Source organism: Nocardiopsis rhodophaea (assembly GCF_039530945.1).
Lineage (GTDB): Bacteria > Actinomycetota > Actinomycetes > Streptosporangiales > Streptosporangiaceae > Nocardiopsis_C > Nocardiopsis_C rhodophaea.
In genome coordinates, this window is record NZ_BAAAPC010000005.1 from 63289 (window position 1) to 84672 (window position 21384).

General features: G+C 67.7%; 19 protein-coding genes and 1 CRISPR repeat array. Of the genes, 10 read left to right on the forward strand and 9 right to left on the reverse strand.

Annotated features, from left to right (window positions below):
• Window positions 1-3: 3 nt before the first annotated feature.
• The 7 genes from cas6e to ABD259_RS07065 all read right to left on the reverse strand — a co-directional run bounded on the left by cas6e (window position 4) and on the right by ABD259_RS07065 (window position 9993).
• On the reverse strand, window positions 4-660 hold the full coding sequence (gene cas6e / locus ABD259_RS07035) for a type I-E CRISPR-associated protein Cas6/Cse3/CasE (protein WP_344160966.1): 657 nt from the start codon (window positions 658-660) through the stop codon (window positions 4-6).
• Entirely contained in the window at window positions 660-1406 is a 747-nt protein-coding gene (gene cas5e / locus ABD259_RS07040) for a type I-E CRISPR-associated protein Cas5/CasD (protein ID WP_344160969.1), read from the reverse strand. The genes cas6e and cas5e overlap by 1 nt, the downstream gene beginning before the upstream one ends.
• Window positions 1403-2683, reverse strand: coding sequence for a type I-E CRISPR-associated protein Cas7/Cse4/CasC (gene cas7e, locus ABD259_RS07045; protein WP_344160972.1), 1281 nt, complete (start codon window positions 2681-2683; stop codon window positions 1403-1405). Before cas7e ends, cas5e begins: the two co-directional genes overlap by 4 nt.
• A gap of 57 nt (window positions 2684-2740) precedes the next feature.
• Window positions 2741-3442 carry a type I-E CRISPR-associated protein Cse2/CasB gene (locus ABD259_RS07050; protein WP_344160975.1) on the reverse strand — a complete coding sequence of 234 codons (702 nt, stop codon included), beginning with the start codon at window positions 3440-3442 and terminating at the stop codon, window positions 2741-2743.
• Window positions 3443-3469: 27 nt separating this feature from the next.
• The gene (gene casA, locus ABD259_RS07055; protein ID WP_344160978.1) at window positions 3470-5086 is read right to left on the reverse strand and encodes a type I-E CRISPR-associated protein Cse1/CasA; all 1617 of its coding nucleotides are present in this window, start codon (window positions 5084-5086) and stop codon (window positions 3470-3472) included.
• Window positions 5086-8091: a CRISPR-associated helicase Cas3' gene (gene cas3, locus ABD259_RS07060; RefSeq protein WP_344160981.1), complete on the reverse strand. Its 3006-nt coding sequence runs from the start codon at window positions 8089-8091 to the stop codon at window positions 5086-5088. Before cas3 ends, casA begins: the two co-directional genes overlap by 1 nt.
• A 169-nt stretch (window positions 8092-8260) precedes the next feature.
• Window positions 8261-9750: direct repeats of the CRISPR family, unit length 28 nt; unit sequence GTGCTCCCCGCCTACGCGGGGGTGAGTC.
• Between the two features lie 84 nt (window positions 9751-9834).
• The gene (locus ABD259_RS07065; protein ID WP_344160984.1) at window positions 9835-9993 is read right to left on the reverse strand and encodes a hypothetical protein; all 159 of its coding nucleotides are present in this window, start codon (window positions 9991-9993) and stop codon (window positions 9835-9837) included.
• A 440-nt stretch (window positions 9994-10433) separates the two neighbouring features.
• Between ABD259_RS07065 and ABD259_RS07070 the strand changes: the two genes are divergently transcribed.
• The 4 genes from ABD259_RS07070 (at window position 10434) to ABD259_RS07085 (ending at window position 12965) form a co-directional block, all read left to right on the forward strand.
• A complete protein-coding gene (locus ABD259_RS07070) occupies window positions 10434-10919 on the forward strand; it encodes a hypothetical protein (protein WP_344160987.1) in 486 nt (161 codons plus the stop codon).
• A gap of 122 nt (window positions 10920-11041) precedes the next feature.
• Window positions 11042-11662, forward strand: a complete 621-nt coding sequence (locus ABD259_RS07075; RefSeq protein ID WP_344160990.1) for a TetR/AcrR family transcriptional regulator — start codon at window positions 11042-11044, stop codon at window positions 11660-11662.
• A 729-nt stretch (window positions 11663-12391) separates the two neighbouring features.
• A complete protein-coding gene (locus ABD259_RS07080) occupies window positions 12392-12613 on the forward strand; it encodes a hypothetical protein (protein ID WP_344160993.1) in 222 nt (73 codons plus the stop codon).
• Between the two features lie 133 nt (window positions 12614-12746).
• Window positions 12747-12965, forward strand: a complete 219-nt coding sequence (locus ABD259_RS07085) for a hypothetical protein (protein WP_344160996.1) — start codon at window positions 12747-12749, stop codon at window positions 12963-12965.
• Window positions 12966-12979: 14 nt separating this feature from the next.
• On the opposite strand, the gene ABD259_RS07090 is transcribed toward ABD259_RS07085, so the two are convergent.
• Window positions 12980-13834, reverse strand: coding sequence for a hypothetical protein (locus tag ABD259_RS07090; RefSeq protein WP_344160999.1), 855 nt, complete (start codon window positions 13832-13834; stop codon window positions 12980-12982).
• Window positions 13835-13966: 132 nt separating this feature from the next.
• Here ABD259_RS07090 and ABD259_RS07095 point away from each other — a divergent pair, with 132 nt between their 5' ends.
• Window positions 13967-15379: an IS1380 family transposase gene (locus tag ABD259_RS07095; RefSeq protein ID WP_344161002.1), complete on the forward strand. Its 1413-nt coding sequence runs from the start codon at window positions 13967-13969 to the stop codon at window positions 15377-15379.
• Between the two features lie 216 nt (window positions 15380-15595).
• On the opposite strand, the gene ABD259_RS07100 is transcribed toward ABD259_RS07095, so the two are convergent.
• A protein-coding gene (locus ABD259_RS07100; RefSeq protein WP_344161005.1) for an IS3 family transposase occupies window positions 15596-16779 on the reverse strand; the annotation gives its coding sequence in 2 pieces (ribosomal slippage) (window positions 15596-16518 and window positions 16518-16779; 1185 coding nt in all).
• A 457-nt stretch (window positions 16780-17236) separates the two neighbouring features.
• Here ABD259_RS07100 and ABD259_RS07105 point away from each other — a divergent pair.
• The 5 genes from ABD259_RS07105 (at window position 17237) to ABD259_RS07125 (ending at window position 21362) form a co-directional block, all read left to right on the forward strand.
• A complete protein-coding gene (locus ABD259_RS07105; protein ID WP_344161007.1) occupies window positions 17237-17989 on the forward strand; it encodes a helix-turn-helix domain-containing protein in 753 nt (250 codons plus the stop codon).
• 96 nt (window positions 17990-18085) lie between these two features.
• Window positions 18086-18301, forward strand: a complete 216-nt coding sequence (locus ABD259_RS07110; protein WP_344161010.1) for a hypothetical protein — start codon at window positions 18086-18088, stop codon at window positions 18299-18301.
• A gap of 107 nt (window positions 18302-18408) precedes the next feature.
• A complete protein-coding gene (locus ABD259_RS07115; protein WP_344161013.1) occupies window positions 18409-18957 on the forward strand; it encodes a MauE/DoxX family redox-associated membrane protein in 549 nt (182 codons plus the stop codon).
• Window positions 18958-19050: 93 nt separating this feature from the next.
• The gene (locus ABD259_RS07120; protein WP_344161016.1) at window positions 19051-19524 is read left to right on the forward strand and encodes a TlpA family protein disulfide reductase; all 474 of its coding nucleotides are present in this window, start codon (window positions 19051-19053) and stop codon (window positions 19522-19524) included.
• Window positions 19521-21362, forward strand: coding sequence for an ABC transporter ATP-binding protein (locus tag ABD259_RS07125; RefSeq protein ID WP_344161019.1), 1842 nt, complete (start codon window positions 19521-19523; stop codon window positions 21360-21362). Before ABD259_RS07120 ends, ABD259_RS07125 begins: the two co-directional genes overlap by 4 nt.
• Window positions 21363-21384: the final 22 nt, after the last annotated feature.

Here is a 21384-nt window from a genome sequence, read left to right on the forward strand (position 1 = left end):
CGGTCACCGCCCAGGTGGGGCCAAGGACAGCAGCCCCAGGCCGTAGGAGCGGCCGCGTCCGATTCCCTCGACCACTGCGGGCAGCAGGCGCTTGGGGTCTTCCACCTTCGCTACGCCGTCGAATCGGATGCCGTGATTGACGATCCGCTTGTCCCTGTCCTGGTTTCTGGTGCCGTTGCGGGCAGCAGGATCGGAGGCCAGGTCGTGCGGGCGTGCGGTGACCGAGCCTGGCAGCAGTCCGATCTGCTCTGCCTTGGTGCGCCACCAGGTTTCGGCCTCGGCCCCGTGCAGTGCGGTGCGCTTGCCGCGCCGCTTGGGGGAGTCGGGGGTGCGTACTGCCTTGGTGGGGTTGGCGGCGATTCGGTAGTGGACGATGGCGCCGGGGGTGAGCTGCTCCAGGAGGGGCAGCAGCGACAGTGTGCGCGCGTGGGGAAGCCCGCTGAGGTTGGGGGCGATGCGTGACTGCACGAGCAGGCGTGCGCCCTGCTTTTCGGGTTCGACGCGGTAGAGCACTCCGGCGGCCTGGCGCGGCTGGTCCCCGAGGTGGTCGGGGAACATGGCCATCACCCGGCGGTGCATGGCGGAAGCGCTGTGGACTAGGCGGTCGGCTTCGTGTGCGGGGAGCAGCGCGTGGGTGAGCCAGAGCTGGTCGGGCAGCATCAGCGTTCCTCCTCAAGGGACCGGGTCATCGCCCGAAAGGCCGTGAGGCCCGTGCCAGCGCAGGCATTCGCAGGTCGGGTCCACGACAGTTCCACGGCCGGGCGCGTCTGGAAGGTGCGTCGATCCGGGGCACGCTCCACGGGTACGTCGTGGATGTGCAGGTCGGGCTGACCGTCGTCGTGGCCGAATCCGTCCCACAGTGCGCTGACCTTGATGTCACCTCCTCGGCGCGGCGCCCTGCCGTAGAGCGGGAGCTCCTCGGCCAGCTGCTGTGGGGGCCGCGTGCTGGTGCCTACGAGGACGGGCAGTGAGGGAGGGCAGCCGCGCCGCCCGAGGTAGGGGGCCCAGCGGGGGGCACGGAGCGCCCCGGACAGTTGGTCGATCACGGTGCTGGGGGCGGCCAGGATGGCGGTGAAGGCGGCGTCGGACAGGTAGTCGCGCTCGGTTGTTATCGGGTTGGCGCGGCGTTTGTGGTCGGCGGTGACCATCTGCTGTTCAGGGGGAAGATTGGCGCCGACGGTGTGGAAGTCGGTCAGCAGGCGCCCGCGCCGATCACGGCGCACCAGCAGCTCGGCCTCATGCAGCTGCGCGGGTAGCGGCTCGTCGCGTCCGATCCCGCAGGCCGAGGCGAGAAGCCCCCAGATCCCCGAACGCGTGGGGTAGGGGTAGGTGTCGCGCTTGTTGAATTTCGAGCGCACCCCCCAGGACTGCAGAGGCCCGGTCAGCAGCATCACCAGGCTCTTCACTGCTGGTCCCCGGAGCTGAGACGGGTGACCATGGCGTCGCGGAGCTTGCTGAGGGGCATCCGCTCGCCCAGAGGCAAGGGCGTCTCGTCGTCGGCGTGGTTCGTGGGGGAGGTGTCGACGGTGGCGGCGTGCCCGTGCCACACGCGTCCTTGGCCGCCGAAGAACGACTCCAGTTGCGTGAGGTGGGTGGCCAGGGCCTGTAGGCTCCTGGGCAGGTGCCCCTCGTCCCGTGCCGGGCGCACTGGAGTCTCGAAGGCGGCGGCCAGGTTGACCGGGCGGTCCGATCGCAGCGAGGTATATACCAGGGCGGGTGGGGTGTGCGGGGCGGTCGAGGTCTTCTTTCCGCTGGGCACCGCCATGGCGAAGGCCTGGAGGAACAGGCCTGCGAGGTGCGCGGCCGTGTCTTCGGAGCCTTGCCCGAAGTGGTCGTGGAGTTCGCGCAGGTCCAGGGTGGCGTAGCGGTAGAAGACGCCGCTGGCGTACTCGGCGGTGCCCAGGTGGCCGCTTCCGCTGCTCTCCTTGCCGGTGAGCAGGTCGTCGACAGCGGTGAAGTAGTCGATCTCGAACTTGGCCTCGTGGGTGGTGAACGCGTGGGCGACTTGGGAGGCGCCGTCGATACGCCCTTCCGGCAGCTTGGCGATCATGCGCCCGAAGAGGGCGAGCCCGGCGCCGGTGCACTGCTTCAAAACGCCCAGCAGTTCCTTGTGCCACTTCGTGTCATTCTTCTTATGGACGACCGGCAGCGGGGCGTCGGCCGACAGGCCCTCGGCGGCGCGTTCGTAATCGTCTCGGTGGGCCTCGGCGAGTTCGACCAGGCGGGGGATGTCGCTGTCGTTGAGGTAGAGCAGCACGTTGGTGAGCAGGCGGGAGGATTCCTGCTCCTGCTCCGAGGGGGCCTTGCGGGCCCTGGCGCGGCCGTTGCCCTCGGCGCCCTCGTCCGAGGCCTCATCTCCGTCAGCCTCGTCATCATCGAGCATGGAGAACAGGTCGCGGGCGGCGATCTTCGCGGCCATCTCCTGCCACCCGCGCTCCTGCAGCGCCTTGGCGATCGTCTCAGCGTGGGCGCGTGAGCGTGTGCCGAAGTCCCACTCGTCGCCGTCGGTCATCTGCTGCAGCGCGGTGCGCGTGGCGCGCTTGTAGCACTGGCTGGAGGCGCGCATACGGGTGGCCCCGCCGAAGGACAGCTCCTTGGGAGCACCCAGCTCGTCGCGGTTCAGATTGGCGAAGGGAACGGCCTGGATGATGTGGATGTCGGCGAAGCGCGCAGGGGATGTCATCGGTTCAGAGGGCCACTTTCTTCATAGGACGGTGATGGAGGTGACAAGGGGGCGGGCTCAGCGCTGGGTGTCGCGCCGCCACACCGGGGGCGTGAGGTAGGACTCCTGCCATTTGAGGGCCACGGCGTCGGGGGCGCGCATGCGCCATTCGATGTCGGCGGCCATCCGGGGCCAGTGCGGCAGCAGGCACTTTTGTCCGTGCAGGTAGGACAGCACCGAGAACAGGTGGCGGGGCAGGCGGTCGGTGTCGGTGCGGCACAGCTGCATGAGCCGCTTTTCCCGAGGCGTCATCCGGTCGGGGGACATGGCGCCGGGGACCGTGCCCGCCTTGTTCTTGTTGATCTCCTTGCGGTCGGCCTCGGCCAGCGCTAGGCCCAGGTCGAGTCGGGACCCCCGCCGGTCGTTGGTGCCGTGTGCGTCATGTTCACCGGAGCTAGCCGGATGCGAGCGGGCATAGGTGTCCCAGCGGGCTTTGAGCGTGCGCGCGGTGGGGAAGCTGGCCATCAGACCGGCGGTTAGAGACAGGGCGTTGCGCACCCGTTCGTCCTGGTACAGGTCCGCATACGGTGCCCCCGGGCCGTCGAGCCACAACAGGATCTGCCGGTTGGTGGCCGGAGCTTTATAGGGTTCTCGGCGCAGGGCCGACTTCAGTTCGCTGCGCACCGCGCCGTAGGACAGCAGCGGGGCCAGATGGCCAGCGAACGCCTCGGCCATGCGCTTGCGGCGCTCCCAGCTGTGCAGGGGCGTGTTGTTGGGCATCCTCGTCCTTCCCGGGGGTATGCGCCGTCAGAGGTGGGGCCGGTGCTTGATCACCGCTCGCCGCAGCAAGAGATCTATGCGTGATGGCGGGTGAGCCGGGCCCCGATCGGACATGACGGTCTGGGTGACCTCGTCATAGGCCCTCACGCACAGGGCCCGTGCGGCGTGGCGGGTGCGCTGGTTCTCAGCCGACTCGTCGGCCGGCGAGTCGACGAGCTCGGCCTCCAACCGTGCGAAGAAGAGGTGCTCGGCCTGTTCCCAGAAGCGCCGCGCCCCGCGCTGGGGCCAGCTCTTGTTGAGGCGCTCCTTGGGGCCGCTGCGCACGCCTTCGCGCCAGGCGCGCCGCAGCCGGGGGCGCAGTTCCTGTTCGCATTCGGCGCTGAGCAGGGCGAGCAGGCGCCGCACTGCCGCGGCGGTCCTTTCGTCGTCATCCAGCAGGCGGGTGAATTCCGGCGGCGCACTGGACAGCCACCAGGTGTGGTCGGTGGTCATGGGGTCCTGCCGGAAGCCCACGGCCGCCAGCCCGCTCGGCGCGCGACGACCGCTCAGGTTCAGGCGCTCCTCCAAGAAGCGGGGCGGGCGGTAGCGGCTGGCGGCGACGGTGCGCCCGGTCGCGCCCTTGGCCGTTTCTGGTAGCAGCGCATCCAGGTCGCGCCACAGGGCGCGGGCCGGGTCGGCTGTCCGCTGCGTGCCCTTGGTGCGCTCATAGCTGACGAAGGGGTTCTCGGTCTTACGTTCGGGCCAGGGCTTGCGGTAGGCCCAGGTGCGGTAGGCGTCGACCACCGCGCCGTGCTCATCGGGCACCAGCAGCATCGCGTGGGTGTGCACGCCGGTCAGCAGCGCACACATCCCACCCGGCGGGCGGGGCGGAGCCGCGGGGTCGGGCAGCTTCTCCCACTCCCAGGGGCACAGGTCGGGTCCGGGGCGACTCGCCGGATCGGGGAGTGCGGCTGCGGGCGGCACCAGCGAGAGCAGCAGGGAGTCGAACAGCGTCTGACCGCGCGGATAGTAGGTGATCGTGTTGCGCAGCATCCCCGCCTTCGCACTGGACGACCGGGACCCATAGACGGTGCGCGCGGTGATCTGCCCGGCCGCCCCGTAGTACCACTGGACGATGAGCCACCAGGCGGCCTCATGCGGCGGGATCGCGCCCTGGTTGCCCTGGTGGTGGCGGGTCCACCATGTGGCACCGTTTTTCCCCACCGGGCGGCCCAGCACCAGCTTGTTGATACCGCAGGTTTCCGACTCTTCGCGCAGGCGCGGGTCCTGCAGGAACGGGCGGGGACCGAACAGGCTGAAGCGGCCCACTTCAAGGCGGTCGAAGTAGCGGCTCACCGGATCGGCGTCGTCGCCCTCCGGGCGCAGTTCGGGCGGGAAGGAGGCGAGGGTACCGTGCTCAAGCCACAGGTCCCGGCGTCGGCGCCATTCACTGGCGGATTCTTGGCGGTCCAGCCCGGTGATGCGGTAGGTGAGCGCGGCCAGGATGTGGCGCAGCCCGCCATAGCCGGGCGGTACCGGCGCCTCGACGTCACTCAGGCGGTGCGCGTGGGCCAGAAGCGCCGACAACCCCAGCGACTCGGCCGTGCCGTCGAGAGTGCGCGCGTTGACCCAGGGGCGGGTGAGCAGGTCGAAGTCGTCCACCATCACTCCTCAGCGGCGCGCCGTGGCGCCGTGAACAGGCCGTAGTCCGGGCTGAAGGCCACCGTGTGGCGCGGCGCGCGTGTCCGGGGCAGGTAGCCGGGGGCGGCGTCGGCGCCGGGGATGACCGAGTGTTCGACAGTGTCGCCGAACGGTACGACAAAAACATCGGCCAGGCGCGGGTGCTCGGCGAACCAGGCAGGCGCCTGCGCTGCGACCGCCTCCTGCCAGCCAGGAGCGCGGCGCACCGGGATGCTGTGGTCGATCACGGTGCGCACCGCCTGTGGAGATGGCCGCTTCCCCGGCGCCGGTGCGCCAGGCAGAGGATCCTCGCCTTGCGGGGCCAAATGGAAGGCGCCATCGCGGATCCACACCGGCAGCAGCCGCAGGGAGTCGGCGCCCAAACGGGTGGTCAGCACGTCGTCCACATCGCGGTCGGCCTCGGTCAGGCGGTGCAGGTCGGGGCGCGACAGGCCGCTGCCCGGGATGGGCACGGTCATCTGGTCGCCCCTGCTGGCGGCCACGTCCTCCTCGGCCCACCAGGACATCAGCGCCTCTGCGAATACGCCCTCGGCCTCCTCCAGCAGCGACAGTTCGGGCTCGGCGCGCTCGACCAGGTCCTGGACGTCGTCGGGGACACGTAGGGTGCGGCGCCACTGCCGCTCTCCGCTGCTGTGCGCGTCTTCCAGAATGGTGTGCCAGGTCTGCAGGAGCGCGGCATGCGGGTAGGGCAGGGCCTCGACCGGCAGGTTGGAGGCGGCTTCGACCGCGGCCAACACATGGACCGTCCACTGGCGCCACCGGGCCGCGATGAGGTCGGCCGGCCGGTGGCGGTGGGCCCGCCCCGCGCGCTGCAACAGGAGCGACAGCGGCGCCAGCTCGCTGACCACCACATCGAAGTCCCAGTCCAGCGACTGCTCGGCCACCTGCGTGGCGACGACGATCGCCCGTCCGGGGCGCTCCGGCTGCCCGGGTGTCTGGCCGTCGCGTTTGCCGAACAACGCCTCAAGGCGGGCCGTGCGCTCCTCGCGCTGGCCGGTGGGAAGGCGGGCGTGCAGGAGGTGGACGTGGCAGTCATCGGGGGCCACAGCACGCAGCGCGGCGGCGATCATCTGTGCCGAGGTCACGGTGTTGGCGATGACCAGCGCGCACCCACCCTCATGGTCGGCGGTATCGAGGATCGGGGCCAAGATGGGTGCAGATGCCTGAGCAAGGCGACGCCCGCGGGCCACAGGATCGCGCGGATCACCGGTGACCGGGACGGCATGGGCGGCCAGGGTGAGTTCCGTGGTCGGGCCGGGAACCGTGCCGCTGGACGTGGTCACGTCGGTGGCCGAGTCGTAGTAGACCCACCCCGGGTAGGGCAGTCCTTCCAGCCGCTCCTCGCACAGCGCGGGTGATTGGCCCTCGCGCGCCGCCGCACCAGAACGGTAGGCCTCCAGGTATTCGCGGGCCACGCGCCGCGGGAGGGTCGCGGAGAGAAGCACGACGGGAACACCGAAGGCTCCTAGCCACGCCAACACGGTGCGCAGCAGCACCCGCATGAACACGTCATAGGCATGGCACTCGTCGATCACGACCACTTTGCCCCAGCTGCCCGCCATGCGGAAGGGCTGGTGCCGACCAGGGAGGGCCGAGGCCAGCAACTGGTCGATCGTCGCCACGGTCAACGGCGCCTGCAACCGAAACAGCTTTTGGGTATCAGCGGCCGAGAGTCGGAAACTCCCACGTGCGCCACCATCCTCGATGGCGGCTGTGCCCGGTTCGGCGGCCGAAATCCGTGCATCGTCGGCGGCCTTGAGGTCACGCAGAATCCGGTCGGCATCCTCGGAGAAGGCGGCCATGGAATGGAGCCGTTCAACAGTGGCGTCTTGGCCCAGCAGCGGCATCAGATCCTTGACCCAGCGGGCGAACTGGGCGTTGGTGGTCGCCATCGTCGGGAGAAACACCCCGACCCCCAGGTGCTGGCCTAGGAGCCGCCTGAAGATCTGCACGGCCTCTTGGGCCAGCTCGGTCTTGCCGCCGCCGGTCCGGTCGGTGACGACCAGCAGCCCGGGGCCGTGCACGTGGGACTCCAGTTGCTCGCATACCGATCTCTGAAGTCCGCGCGGCGCGAACAGGTAGCGCTGGGCGAACGGGAGGTCAGCCAACGTCAGCGGGGCCAACCCCATGCGGCGTAACTCGGCCTGGGCCGCCTGCACCCCGGAGGCCAGGAAACGGGCCGCCGACGGGGCATCCCACGCCTCGGGAAGGTGGCAGCGGCGGTGGCCTTCGATGAAGTGGGTTTGTGAGACGACCCAGTCGGCGAAGGGCACGATCCCGCACGCCGCCACAGCGGACAACACGTTGTCCTCACCGTCGGGTGCCAGACGGGGACGGCCGAGCGCCTGCCAGACCAGCTCGGCCAGATCCGAGCGCACGCTCACCCAGTCGGCCGTGTGATCGAAGCTGCGGGCCAGTTCGTCGTGGGCAGCGGCCTGGCTCATCGCCGAGGTGATGCGCCCGTGGTGGGCGCTGATCACCAGCCCGATGAACTGGCGCAGCTCCTCGACCTCAGTACCCGTCAGCGGCTGGTCGCTTGCGGCCATGCGCAGCGGCCACTCCTCCAACAGGGCACTGGCCTGCCCGGGGCCGGTGTGCCCGCGCGTGGCCCCTATCGCGGATGGGGGTGTACCCGCCCACATACGCGACCAGGACGCGGCGGCTCGGGAAGCGAATCCCGTCGTCGCTTTCCCGACGTCATGCAGGGCGGCAAGAAGCGCCAGGCACAGGACTCCATCAGGGCCGAGCCCGCGCAGAGCGCGCTTGGGAAGAAGCGGGGAACCGAGTGCGTCCAGGGCAAGGATCACGGCCGCCGCGTCGAGCAGGTGGGCCGGGAGGGGGTAGGGCCCGTTGGGGAGAAGGTCTTCCGACTTGCCATAGACCAGCGACAGGCACCGGGGCCGAGCGAGTGCTCTGTCCTCCTGGGCGGAGGCGCGGCGCGAAGCACGGCTGAGACGGCGGTGGCTCATGCGCCTAGTATCAAGCGAGGGACTGACGTTGCGTGACGAATCGGAGCAAGATGGCCACTCTAGGCCAGAATCCGCCCATCCCCTCCGCGGCCTGCCGGTCGCGCGGTAAGCGGTGGAACCACGAAGGTCAAGTTTTGATAACGCGCCGCGTTATCGCAGGATAGCGAGGGTGCTCCCCGCCTACGCGGGGGTGAGTCCCGGGTCATGGCGCCGCCGCGGCATGATCGTCCGTGCTCCCCGCCTACGCGGGGGTGAGTCCGTGGCGGTCGCCTGGCATCCGCAGGGGGGCTCGTGCTCCCCGCCTACGCGGGGGTGAGTCCAAGGATCATCTGTGTGCCACGTGGAATTCCACCGTGCTCCCCGCCTACGCGGGGGTGAGTCCCCGTCAAAGGGACTGCCCGCGAACAGGAGAGCGTGCTCCCCGCCTACGCGGGGGTGAGTCTTGTCGCTGGCCGATCGGATCCGGAGCCTGCCCGTGCTCCCCGCCTACGCGGGGGTGAGTCTGACCGCCACCCTGTCCACGCCGACCGGGCGCCGTGCTCCCCGCCTACGCGGGGGTGAGTCCGACGGAGGCGGACGATGGAGCTGAAACGCACCGTGCTCCCCGCCTACGCGGGGGTGAGTCTCGGTCCGCAAGCAGTTCGGCTACATGAACAGTGTGCTCCCCGCCTACGCGGGGGTGAGTCCGCGTAGCGGGTCATCCACAGCACGTCCCACAGGTGCTCCCCGCCTACGCGGGGGTGAGTCCCACCTCGAAGCCCAGGACGACAGCGAGGAGGGGTGCTCCCCGCCTACGCGGGGGTGAGTCCTCCATCCCGCCGCGCTTGAACGCGGCCAGCGCGTGCTCCCCGCCTACGCGGGGGTGAGTCGTTGTCGGGCGTCCACCCGCCCTTGGGCGCCTGGTGCTCCCCGCCTACGCGGGGGTGAGTCCGAGCTTATGGATGCGGTGCGCCAGCGCACGTCGTGCTCCCCGCCTACGCGGGGGTGAGTCCGAGGACCCGACCGCGATGCCCAGCGACCCGCGGTGCTCCCCGCCTACGCGGGGGTGAGTCCGGGAGCGTCTACGGAAGTAATGACAGGGGCGAGTGCTCCCCGCCTACGCGGGGGTGAGTCCTCACGAGGCTGCCCGAATTCGCGCTGTCGTTGGTGCTCCCCGCCTACGCGGGGGTGAGTCTCGCCTTCTATCCAGGGGTGAAGGAAGACGACAGTGCTCCCCGCCTACGCGGGGGTGAGTCCATGGCCAAGGGGAAATGGCCGTGGGGGTTGCCGTGCTCCCCGCCTACGCGGGGGTGAGTCCAAGCTCGTCGGCAACTCAATCGTCCCTGACCTGTGCTCCCCGCCTACGCGGGGGTGAGTCCCCGCGGTGGGGTGGACGGACTCCCAGGGGGCAGTGCTCCCCGCCTACGCGGGGGTGAGTCCTCGGAATCGGAGGCGCCCGGTGACCGCGACCCGTGCTCCCCGCCTACGCGGGGGTGAGTCTTCGGCCAGGGGGCGCGCCCGCCCTGGGCCATGTGCTCCCCGCCTACGCGGGGGTGAGTCGGCGCCGCGCCGCAAGAAGCGTCACGAGACTGAGTGCTCCCCGCCTACGCGGGGGTGAGTCCACCCCGCGGCGGCCTGCGCGTCCAGCCAGTGTGCTCCCCGCCTACGCGGGGGTGAGTCCGCGCGGCCATCGCCCTGCCGCTGGACCTGGCCGAGTATCTGGGCCGCAGGCGCCGCTTCGAGGAACTGGAGGCGGTCTCCCGCTCAGCCCAGGAGACGGCCCACGCCGCTGGCGACCAGACAGGCGAAGCCGCGGCGTGGACCAACCTGGGCCTGGCCCTGCGGGAGCTTGGGCGGGCGGGACAGGCGGCTGCTGCGCTGGAGCTGGCCGTGGAGCTGTTCGCGCAGACCGGCGACGAGCACAGCGACCGAATCGCCCGGGAGCTGCTTGCCGAGGTCCGCCAGGACGGGGCCTGGAGGGGCGTGGGACCGCGCCGGTGGATTCGGGCGCTCCGGGCGCTCCGGGCTTCCGGTAAGTGAACCTTTCGATGACTTCGGGGAACACCACGCCATGGTGTTCGGAAGTGCCCCAGCTGCGAGTTGGCACTTGGTGACGCGTTCGTTACCGGCGCCCCCATACAGGAGCGCACTCGGGTAAGCGTGAGCATCGAGTGACTGCATGTGGTCATGACCACACTTTCCGAATCATCGATGCGCCAGGGAGGCGCTGCCACCAGCGAGATTCTATTGCTGGCGGACGGTTTTCAGGCTCCCGGGCCGATATCCGCTCCCTTGAATACGGGGGAATCCGATACCTAGACTTCGCGGCGCACATTCCCCCATAGATTGCGAAATGGAGCGGCATGAAAAAGATCGCGTTGAGATCCATGGCCGTCGCCGCTGGTGCATTCCTGGCCGTTTCCTCCGCCGTGGCCCCGGCAGCCGCGGACACCCCCAATATCGAATCCCACATCACGACCGGATCGGACGGGGTGGAGTACAAGGTCACCACGGCCGTCGACGGAAAGCCCCTCGTCGACCAGCAAGGGGACCCCGCGCCGATCCGTGAGCCCCTGGCCGCCGCCCCGATCAGGGAAACCGACTGCGACTCGAGAAGCAAGCCTGTGCACATCAGGTACGGGAACTGGCTCCTCCCGAAAGACAAGTGCTACTCGTCCCCGGGCACGAAGACCGTCGCCATGAGCGGGGTCGACTGGCTCCACGGGGGCCGATGGAACGGCTCCGTCTACTACAAGACGGCTACCGCATGCGTCGTCAGGCCGTTCGCCAGTGGTGAGCGGTTGAACTTCTCCAACGACACCCTCTGCGTTCTCAGCATCGAGTACTAGTAACTCCGGGTATTCATCGGGCGGGGCTGGGGACGAACTCACCTGCCTCGCCCGGCGTCCCATCCGCTACTTATTCCTGCCCCAGAACAGCAGGTCGGTATCCTTGAAGGATGCCAATAGCTATGGGCCCTCAAGTGCATCACGACACCGTAGCCGCAGCGGTGTTCCGGATCATCGACCGCGACGGCGTGGCCGCGGCCACTCTTCCGTGCGTGGCCCGCGAGGCCGACCTGCCCAGCGAGGAAGTACGCCAGTATTTCTCCGACGCAAAGGAATTGCTGGTGTTTGTCCGGGAAGTGGTCTATACGAGGCTGTCGCAGCGCCTCGACCACCACACCCCCGCAATCATCGATACCGACCCGTCGTTGACCAGGGACGAGCGGCGCGCGGCCCTCGAGAACTCCCTGGCCCAGTTCCTCCCGCTGGATGAGGAGCGCCGCAGGGACGCCAAAGTCTGGCTCGCGTGCTCGGTGCACGCGACCGACCAGCCGGAGCTGGAGCCGGAGATCCACTTCTTCCCCCAGAGCATGCGCAAGGGGTTTCCTGAAGCCTTCGCCGCAGCGCAGGAAGCGGGGGTCGTCGCTGAGGATCTTGATACCGCGGTCGAGACGGAGCGGCTCGCCGCCCTACTGGACGGGCTCACCCTCAACGGGCTGCTGCATCCCGAGATCATGCCCCCTGAGGCGATGCTCGCCGTGCTGCGCCGCCACCTCGACAGTCTCCGGCCCGCCGATAGCGGATGACAGTGCTGTCCGTGCCGATCGAGGAGCCGGAACTCAACAGTCCACCGAAGAGTGGGGAGTCTTAGCAGGGCGGGGCTGGCGCACATCTCGGGCGGGTGGCGCCACGACCCCGCGGTGTCAGTCCTCGAAGTGATGGCAGGCCGGTTGAGGAGGGTGCCCGCATATGTCGTCGACCCCTGTAGGGGTCGTCCCACATCGAGAACAGCGCCTGGTGTTGGCAGTTGTCGCGAACCAGAATCCGGGTCAGAGCTCCTGCGCCCACGTGGTGCTCCCCGCCTACGCGGGGGTGAGTCCGGGTGGACGGGCGGTGATTCGCCGATAATCGTATGTTCCCCGCCTACGCGGGGGTGAGTCCACCGAGGGCGTCCAGGTCCTGAATGTCGATCCGTGCTCCCTGCTAACGCGGAGGTGAGTCCCACTGGAACGCGTTCGTCATCCGCGACGAAGCGTGCTCCCTGTCGACGCGGGGGTGAGTCCGATCCTTCGTTTGCACGCCGCAGGTCACGGGCCCGAGCGCTCCTTGTCCCACGCACCTCAGGCCTAGCGCCCTACGTAGCCCCTACAAGGCCCGAACATTCTCCTGCAGCCCCTCTTGCCATGCTGGGCCGCTACCCCTGGAAGGCAGCCCGACCAGAGTTGAGCGATATCTTCGAAACGGGTGCACGGGTGGAATCGCTCATGATTTCATTCCCGCGTGTCCCCACCACACGTGGAAACCACGCTCCCCACATGTCACTCGATCTCACTGCTGCCCAGGTTGCACTCGACGCCTTGGCGATCGCCGCCGCTACCCAGCTTTGGCACGATGCCGGCCCGGAGAACCTTGTCACCGAACGGGCCCTTTGCGACGAGACTGCTAAGCCGCTCACCCAGGTCCAGCTCTCCGCTGAGCATGTACGGGACCGGGCCCTTGAGCCGCCGGATCGCGAGAAGCACAAGCCTCTGGCATAGATGGCTGATGACCGCCGCCCCATTTCCGCTGCCGAGAGGGATGCCCATAAGGCGCAGCTCGGCAGGGCCCTCGGCTCCGCTGACCTATGATCCGCAGGTCCGTCCGCCCCGACAAGGAAAGACGAGGACAATCGTGATTGACCAGCGCACCACCCTGATCATCCTCAGCTCTCTGGGCGCCGGTGCTGCAGCTGTCGCACTGAGCCTCGCTGATTCCGCTTCCTGGCCAGCCGCCCTGTTGACCAGCGGTGCAGCATTCTGTGCCGCTTTCTTCCTGATGACCAAGCTTATAAAGCCGACTGACAATGACGCGTCGCAGGAAGCGTCCCCGCCGCGTACGGAGAAAGAATGACGCGCACACCCCCCTCACCTTTGAGACGTTGGGCTGTTTGTCTTCGTAATGCGGTGAAGGATGCGCTGGCCACTGCGGGGCTGAACGCCCAGTCGGCGGGCGAGTTCAGCGCCGGTGATGTCGGGTTCGGCACGCAGGATGGTCCGGGCTCGGTCGTCATTGAGTTGGCGTTTGTGGAGCCGTCGCTGCTTGCGGGTCATTCGCCGCCCGGTGGTCCTCTCCTTCGCTTTCTGCCGTCCAGGGCGCAGTGCGGGGGTCTCCGTGGAGAAAGGTTGGGCGTCCGGACTTCGTGTAGAGCCAGAGTCGTCGGCGAAGGTGTCCGGTGAGCTGGCCGAAGTCTCCCCGGGGTCCGGACCGGCGCCTTGTTCTGGGTCCGGACATGGCGGCGACGCGTGGACCTGCGGCGAACGGGCCGTGGTCGACGGCGGCTCATCGGATGGCTGGAGGCGTTCGATGAGCCGGGTGAAGCGGGCTCGGTATTGGGGTGCGGCCTCGGCGAGCAGGATCAACAGGATCGGGGCGATGGCGTGCAGCAGGACACCCGTCGGGTCAGGGGCGAATTGCAGCTGGCCGTCATGCGGGGTGGTGAACAGTGAGGACCAGATGTTGAGCGTCAGCGTGACCATCCCGGTGAACGTGCGCGGGAGTCGCGCTGACAGGCTGGGGGCGGTGTCGTAGCGCGAGAGCACGGCGTCGGACGACAGCACCGCCCACAGCGCGATGCCGACCAGTGGTTCCAACAGCCAGGCGATCCAGGCGGGGATGCCGTGGTCGATTGCCAGCAGGGCGACGTTGACGGTGGAGAAGGCGAGCGCGCCGACGGCCACCGTTGTCAGGGCGTAGTCCAGGGTGCGGGCGGCGCGTTGCACTGACCCAGGTGTTTCACGGAAGCCAGGCCCTTGGGGGAACGAATCATCTGAAAACGCAGCGAAGGCGCCCCTGACCTGCTTGGATACGGCTTGTCGAGAGTCGAACCCAAAGCAGCGAGGAGCACCTTCTGCGTGCACGATACCGAGTGGCCCGACGGCCTGTGCGTGGCTCCGCAGGGAAAGAACATCGTCGGCCACGTCGGCGGCCTGCACCTACGACTCCTGGCCCAACGCACCGGGCTGACCACCGCCCTGTCCACCGCCCTGAAGCCGACACGGCCACGCCCCTGGGACCGCGGCCAGCTCTTGGCCGACCTGGCCTGCGCCATCACCCTGGGCGCCACCAACATCCGCGACATCTCGCTGCTCGACCACCACCGCCCGGTCATCGGCCCCACCGCCTCCACCGCGACCACCTGGCGCATGCTGGATGCCACCGGCCCCCGCCTCCTGGCGCGCATCGCCCGCGCCCGGGCCGCCGTGCGCCGCCACGTGTGGAACCTGCTCGACCAACGCCCCGACGGCTTCCCCCAGGTCCGGATCGACGGCGCCCCGCTCACCGGGGTGACCGTGATCGACTCCGACGCCACCATCATCGAATCGGCCTCCGCCAAACAAGGCGCCCGCGGCACCTTCAAAGGCACCTACGGCCACCACCCCCTCACCGCCTACTGCGCCAACACCCACGAGATGCTGGTCGCGGACCTGCGCGAGGGCTCGGCCGCCCCCAACCACCCCGGCGACAACATCGCCGTCCTCCCCACCGCAGTGGACCAGGTCCCCGGCCCCTACCGGCGCCGGGTGCTCTTCCGCCTGGACGGGGCCGGCGCCTCCAAGGACCTGCTGGGCTGGATCGCCTCGGCCGGGGGCCGCACCAGCCCCTGCTACACCTGGGAGTACTCAGCCGGATGGCCCGTCGGCGAACGCGAGCAGGCCGCGATCGAGGCCCTGGACCGGCTCGGGCTGTGGGAGGCCGCCACAGGCGCCGACAGGCAGGCACGCCAGGACGCCGTCGTGGCCGACATCACCGGCCTGCTCGGCGACCTGCACGACTGGCCCAAGGGCCACCGGGTCATCGTGCGCAAAGAACCCCTGCACCCGCGCTACGAACGCGACGCCACCGACTACGAGAAACGCACCGGGCAGCGCTACCAGGCGTTTTCCACCAACACCGCGCGCGGGCAGAGCGCGTTCCTCGATGCCCGGCACCGCCACCACGCCACGGTGGAACAGCGCATCCGCGACTCCAAAGCCTGCGGACTGGGCAGGCTGCCCTCCCGCCACGCCCACGTCAACGCCGCCTGGCTGTGCGCGGTCGCGATCGCCGCTGATCTGCGGGCCTGGCTCCAGCTCCTCGCTCTTTCCGGCGAGCTGGCGGCGGCTGCCCCCAAGACCCTGCGGCTCCGGCTGCTGCACGTGGCGGCCCGGCTGGTGCACGGCCAGCGCAAACGCCGGTTGAAGGTGGACGCGACCTGGCCGTGGGCGGCTCAGATCGCCGCCGCGTTCAGGGCGATCCGCGCTCTGCCCTCGCCGGCCAGAACCTGATCCGCCGTCCCCGCGAGCATGGAGAGGAGGAAACCCGAGAGATTCCGGGAGAGTGGAGCCCGGCGCGCGGCGCGACGGCCGCTGACCGGTCCTGCGCGACACGTGTCCGAGCGGGAACAAGACCGGCATCACGGACACTCGATCAGCGGGTCACCCCCGTGAAACAACGAGGCTGAGGGGCCTTGTTGTTTCCGGACAGGGATTGAACCGCCTATTTCACGCGGCCAGCCGCATCTCCTGATGGGCCGCGTATATCTCCGCCGGCGTGTTGTATCCCAACGCGGAGTGAAGACGCCTGTGATTATACCAGTGCTCGATATAACGAGTGATGTAGCGCCGCGCGCGCTCCCTGGTGGGATACACCACCCGGTTCACTCGTTCGTTCTTCAGCACACCGAAGAACGACTCAGAAAGAGCGTTATCATAGCAGATCCCGGTCCGGCCAACCGAGCGCCGGATTCCCTGCTCGGAAAGAAAGCAGCCGAACTCCCGTGAGGTGTAGTTGCTTCCGCGGTCCGAGTGGAACACCGCCCCAGCGGATACCTTTCCGTTTCTCTGTGCGTTCTTGAGCGCCTGGATGACGAGCGGCGTCCTGTAGTGGTCGTCCATCGCATATCCGATGACTTCCCTGGTACAGCAGTCGATCACGGTCGCCAGGTACAGCCACCCCTCCGACGTCGGAATATAGGTGACGTCACCGACGAGCTTCATTCCGGGCGCGGGAGCGGTGAAGTCGCGGCCGACCAAGTCCGGGATGCGGGCGTCCTCGTCGGGTTCGGTCAGGCACTCCCGGGCGGGACGCGGCTGGCAGGGCTCCAGGTCCATCCTGCGCATGAGCAGGCGCACCAGCTCGGGACCGGCCTGCACGTCCCAGCGCTGTAGCTGGGCGTGCACCCGCCGGTGGCCGTAGGTGCCCTCCGAATCGTCGAACGCTTTGCGGATGAGCAGCATCAACCGGTCGCGGCGCTCGGCGGTCGCCGATTTCGGGCGGTTCCTCCATTCGTAGTAGCCGGATTTCGACACGCCGACGCGCTCGCACATGAAAGTGACGGGGAAGGCGTACTCCGCGGTGTCATCGAATCGGACCGAATCGATGAACTCGTATCTGTCGCTTACGGGCGATCTTTCGCGAAGTACGCCGCACATTTTTTCAGGAACGCGATTTCCATGTCCTTCTCGCGGTTGAGGCGTTCCAGTTCCCGCAGGCGTGCGCGCTCTTTGAGGTCGAGGGGAGCTTCCTCGGTTCGGTTCTCGTTCCTGTGCCGTCGGACCCAGTTCCTCAGGGTCTCGGAGCTGATTCCCAGCTCCTTTGCGACCTGGTTGATCGGCCGCTGGGTCTCGATGACCAATCGGACGGCTTCCTGTTGGAACTCCGCCGAGTACTTGCTTGTCCTGCCCAAAACTTCCCCTCGTTTCCTTACGGGACCATCTTATTGGGTCCCTGTCCGGAGAACTCGGGGCACCTCAAACGCGAGTCGGCAATTCCCCGCCGGGAACTGCCCGGCGTCCAGTACAAACGGTTCGGATCACAGTCTTCTCACAACCTGCTTCTTACTCCGCGGCTGGCCACCAACCCCACAGGTCCGGTCACCCGACTTTGCTTCCGGGGGTAGGGGATTTCACGCGGAGCGTTAGGTGTATCTTGACGACAACTCGCCAAGGGAGCTCTGAGACCGCAGATCAACAATTCCACAGGAAGGGAAGAGCACCGTGACACGGCCATGCTGTTCAGAGCAGCCGTGGGAAGCCGTGTGGAGCCGTCCCCACACGCCGTTACGCAGAGGGATCCTGGGCTATCGAGGTTTTCGTACGGCCCTGTACGGACACCGCAAACGGTTGGAGGCCCCCGATGGTGTTGTGACTCTCGTCCTCGGGTTCAACAACCCGGTGCACGTGCGGGATGCGGCCGGAGGAGACCTGGACGAAAGGCAGTTTGATGGAATTAACTCTCGTTCACTCCTCGTCGGGCTTTCCACAAACGCACGTATCGGTACACATAACGGCAAGGTCGACGGGGTAGAAGTGCTGCTCCAGCCTTGGGCGGCCTTCCGTCTCTTCGGTGTTGCCATGCATGAGGTGGCCGACTCTGTCGCAGACCCTGAGGAGGTGCTCGGTCTCAGGGCCCGCCGGCTGGCCGAGGCCTTGGCTCCGCTATCGGGGTGGGCTGAGCGCTTCGCCTTGCTGGACAGCGTGTTGAGCGGCTGGGCCGCTGAAGGACCGACTGGCTCGCCTCGGGTCGCATGGGCCTGGAACCAGCTCCTACGAACCGATGGGATGCTACCCATCCACCAGCTTACGGAGCAGACCGGATGGTGCTCCCGGCAGTTGAACAACCGTTTCCGGGAGCAGATCGGCCTGCCGCCGAAGACTGCCGCACGCGTGCTGCGGTTGCGCCGGGCGCTGCGGCTGCTGGCTGCGGAATTTCCGCTCGCGGACATCGCTACGCGCTGCGGCTTCAGCGACCAGGCCCATTTGAATCGGGAGTTCAAGAGCATGATCGGCTGCACGCCGCGTCAATTCCTCCTGATCAGGGAATCGTCGGTGGTGTCCCCAGCAGATTCGGTGGAGCGCATACCCGGCGAAGCGACCAGTGTGCTGCTGAATATCTGAGCCAAAGCGGGGGAGTGCAAATTTCTTCAATACAGACGGGTCCGCAGGCCGCAGTGTGTTGACAGGACATCTTCCGAAGAAATCGGAGGAATTACCATGTTCCGAATCGTGGAATCGCTGGGCGTCCGGTTGCTCGGACTGTTCGTGCCCAAACTCGACGCCGCTGCCGCGGCCCAGGCGTGCTGGTCGGCCTGTTGGCAGTGCAACAAGCTCTACGGACACGTGGACGGGGTCTGCAACTGTAACGCCCCGTGCTGCTCCTGGCCGAACAATCGCAACCGCTTCCGCTGTAACTGTCTCGACTGCCCGTGAGATAAAGCCCCAGGCCGTGTGCTCAACGGAGGCTGTCCGTGGGTTGGTGACCGTCAGTATCGGCCCGGATTCTCAGCCCACGGACACCGACCGCGAGGAGGCCCCTGGTGCCCTATGTGGCGATCGGAGCTTGTTGCCTGATCGGAGTGGTTTTCTTCGTCTCGTCTCTCAGTAAAGTGCGGGGACCACGCCGGTTCGGCGACTTCGTGCTGTCCGTTCGCCGCGTGCCAGTGGTGCCGCCAAGACTTGCCCCCGTCGTGGCGCAGTCCGTTCTGGCCGTCGAGTTCACCGTATGGATCCTACTCGTGGTTCCGACGCCGCTTACCGCTGCGATCGGCTGTGCCTTGGCGGCCGTCCTTCTGGTGGTTTTCGTGGTCGGCATCGCTTCGGTCCTCAGGCAGGGAACCGCCGTGCCGTGCCGATGCTTCGGCACCACCACAGTTCCGCTGGGTCTGCCGCACCTGATTCGGAACATCATCCTCTCGACCATCGCTACGGCAGGGGCCGTTTCGGTGCTGGCGACGCCTATCCCCGGGGAGTGGGCGCAACACCCAGGAGCATTCGCGGCGGCGATCGTCGGAGTGCTGCTGGGCGGGCTGGTGGTCGTCCTGGATGACGTTCTCGATCTCTTCCTTCCTCCCGTCCCCAGGCCATGACATCACCGCTGAGGAGAGATGATGCCCGTCCTGATTACGGTTGTGACCCTTGTGGGTGTCCTGTGTGCTCTCGATCTGGTCCTGACATTCGGAGTGATCAAACGATTGCGCGAGCACACGGAAGCGCTGTCCAACCTCAGCGGTCGTGGCTCCCTCGGACCAGGTGAAGAGGTCGGTACGTTCACCACGGCCACCGTGGACGGTGAAACGTTGACGCGCGACGCGCTCGTCGGCGACACGCTGGTGGGCTTCTTCTCCCCCTCCTGTGCGCCGTGCAGAGAGCAGCTCCCGAAGTTCGTGGACCGCGCCCGGCAGATGCCCGGTGGGCGGGAACACGTCCTGGCCGCCGTGGTCGGTGACGGCGCCGCGGCTGAACACATGGTCGCGGAGCTGCGCGCGGTGGCCCGCGTGGTGGCGGAGAGGCCGGGAGGTGGTGCGCTGAGCACGGCGTTCCAAGCCGTTGCCTTCCCCGCGGTTCTCCGGGTGTCTGGGGGTGACGACAGAACTCCCCAGGTCATGGACGCGCGGGTCGATCTGGGCCGGCCCCTCCTCGCGTTCGGTCAGTGACCACCGTACGGCGTGTCGTTGCCGCGGCGTCGTTGGTGGCCGCGGCCGCTCCTGCTGGCTTCACTCTTCACCTGGTGATCACAGTGGCCTCGGGGGGAATTCCGGTGGCGACCGCTTGGCTCATGAAACTGGTGATCGACCAGGTGGTGGCAGGTACCTCGTACAGGACGCTCGTCTCCTGCGCGCTCGGCCTGGCCGCGGTCGGTATCGCCACGGCCCTGCTCCCACAGATCACGCAGTACGTGACCGGCGAGTTGGACCGCCGCACCGGAGTTGCCACGCAGGAGCGGCTGTTCATCACGGTGGGTCGCTTCGTGGGTTTGGCGCGGTTCGAGGACCCTCGTTTCCTGGACCGGTTGCGTCTCGCCCAGCCCTTCAGTGGTATGAACCCAAACGACGTGGTGAACGGGGTCTTGGGCATGGTTCGCGCCGCGCTCACTATGACGGGGCTCCTGGGAGCCCTCTTCGTTCTCGCACCGCCGATGGCGCTGCTGGTGCTTGCCTCGGGGATCCCCATTCTGGTAGCCGAGCGAGCGCTGTCGCGCCGCCGGGCACGGATGGTCTGGGAGGTCGGCCCAATCGAGCGACGGGAGTTCTTCTACAACGAACTGCTGTCGGACGTGACGGCGGCGAAGGAGGTGCGGCTCTTTGGTCTTGGAACCTTTCTCCGCAGGCGGATGCTGGCGGAGCGGCACGCTGCCAACGCCGCGAAGCGCAAGATGGACCGTAGGGATCTAGTCGTACAGGCCGGACTCGGGGTGCTGTCGGCATTAGTCGCCGGCATCGGGCTCGTCTGGGCGGTCGGCGAGGCCCGGGCCGGGACACTGACGGCTGGCGACATTGCCGTCTTCGTGGCGGCCGTGACAGGTGTGCAGTCAGCAGTCAGGAGCATTTCCGGTGAACTGGGCCACACCCACCAGGCGTTGTCCCTGTTCGGCCACTATGTCGCGGTGAATACGTCTGGCCCGGACCTGCCAGTCGCCGCCGTGCCGCGCCCGCTGCCCGACCTGTCGCGGGGCATCACCCTACGCAATGTCTGGTTCCGCTATTCCGCGAACCATCCGTGGGTGCTGCGCGGCATCACCCTGCACATACCCCATGGCAAAGCCCTAGCTCTCGTCGGGCTCAATGGTGCGGGCAAGTCCACCCTCATCAAGCTGCTGTGCCGTTTCTATGATCCGGACGATGGGGCAATCCTCTGGGACGGAGTAGACCTGCGCGACGTCGATCCGGTTGAGCTGCGGCGCAGGATCAGTGCGGTGTTCCAGGACTTCATGGTCTACGACATGACAGCTGCGGAGAATATCGCCCTGGGAGACCTCGACGCGCTTGACGATCACGAACGCCTGCGGAACGCGGCCCAGGAGACAGGCATCGATACGACGATCGGCAAACTGCCGAACGGGTACGCAACTCTGCTGTCGCGACGGTTCTTCATGGAGACGGAGAAGGAGGAACCGGTGGACGGCGTCGTGCTCTCGGGTGGACAGTGGCAACGGCTCGCCCTGGCCCGCGGGCTACTGCGCGGTCAGCGCGATCTCATGATCCTCGACGAGCCGTCCGCCGGTCTCGACGCCGAGGCGGAACACGAAATCCACACCATGTTGCGTCGGCACCGTGCAGGTCGCACCAGCTTGCTGGTCTCCCACCGCCTCGGGGTGCTGCGTGACGCCGACCGTATCGTGGTGCTCTCGAATGGGCGGGTGATGGAAGAAGGTGACCATGCGGGATTGATGACAAAGGACGGGGAGTACGCGCGCCTCTTCAACCTTCAGGCTGACGGCTATCGTTCCCCTGTCGCGAAGCTCGGCGAGGGGGAAGTGTCGGGTAGGACGTGATGGCACGCCGCAGACCCGGCAC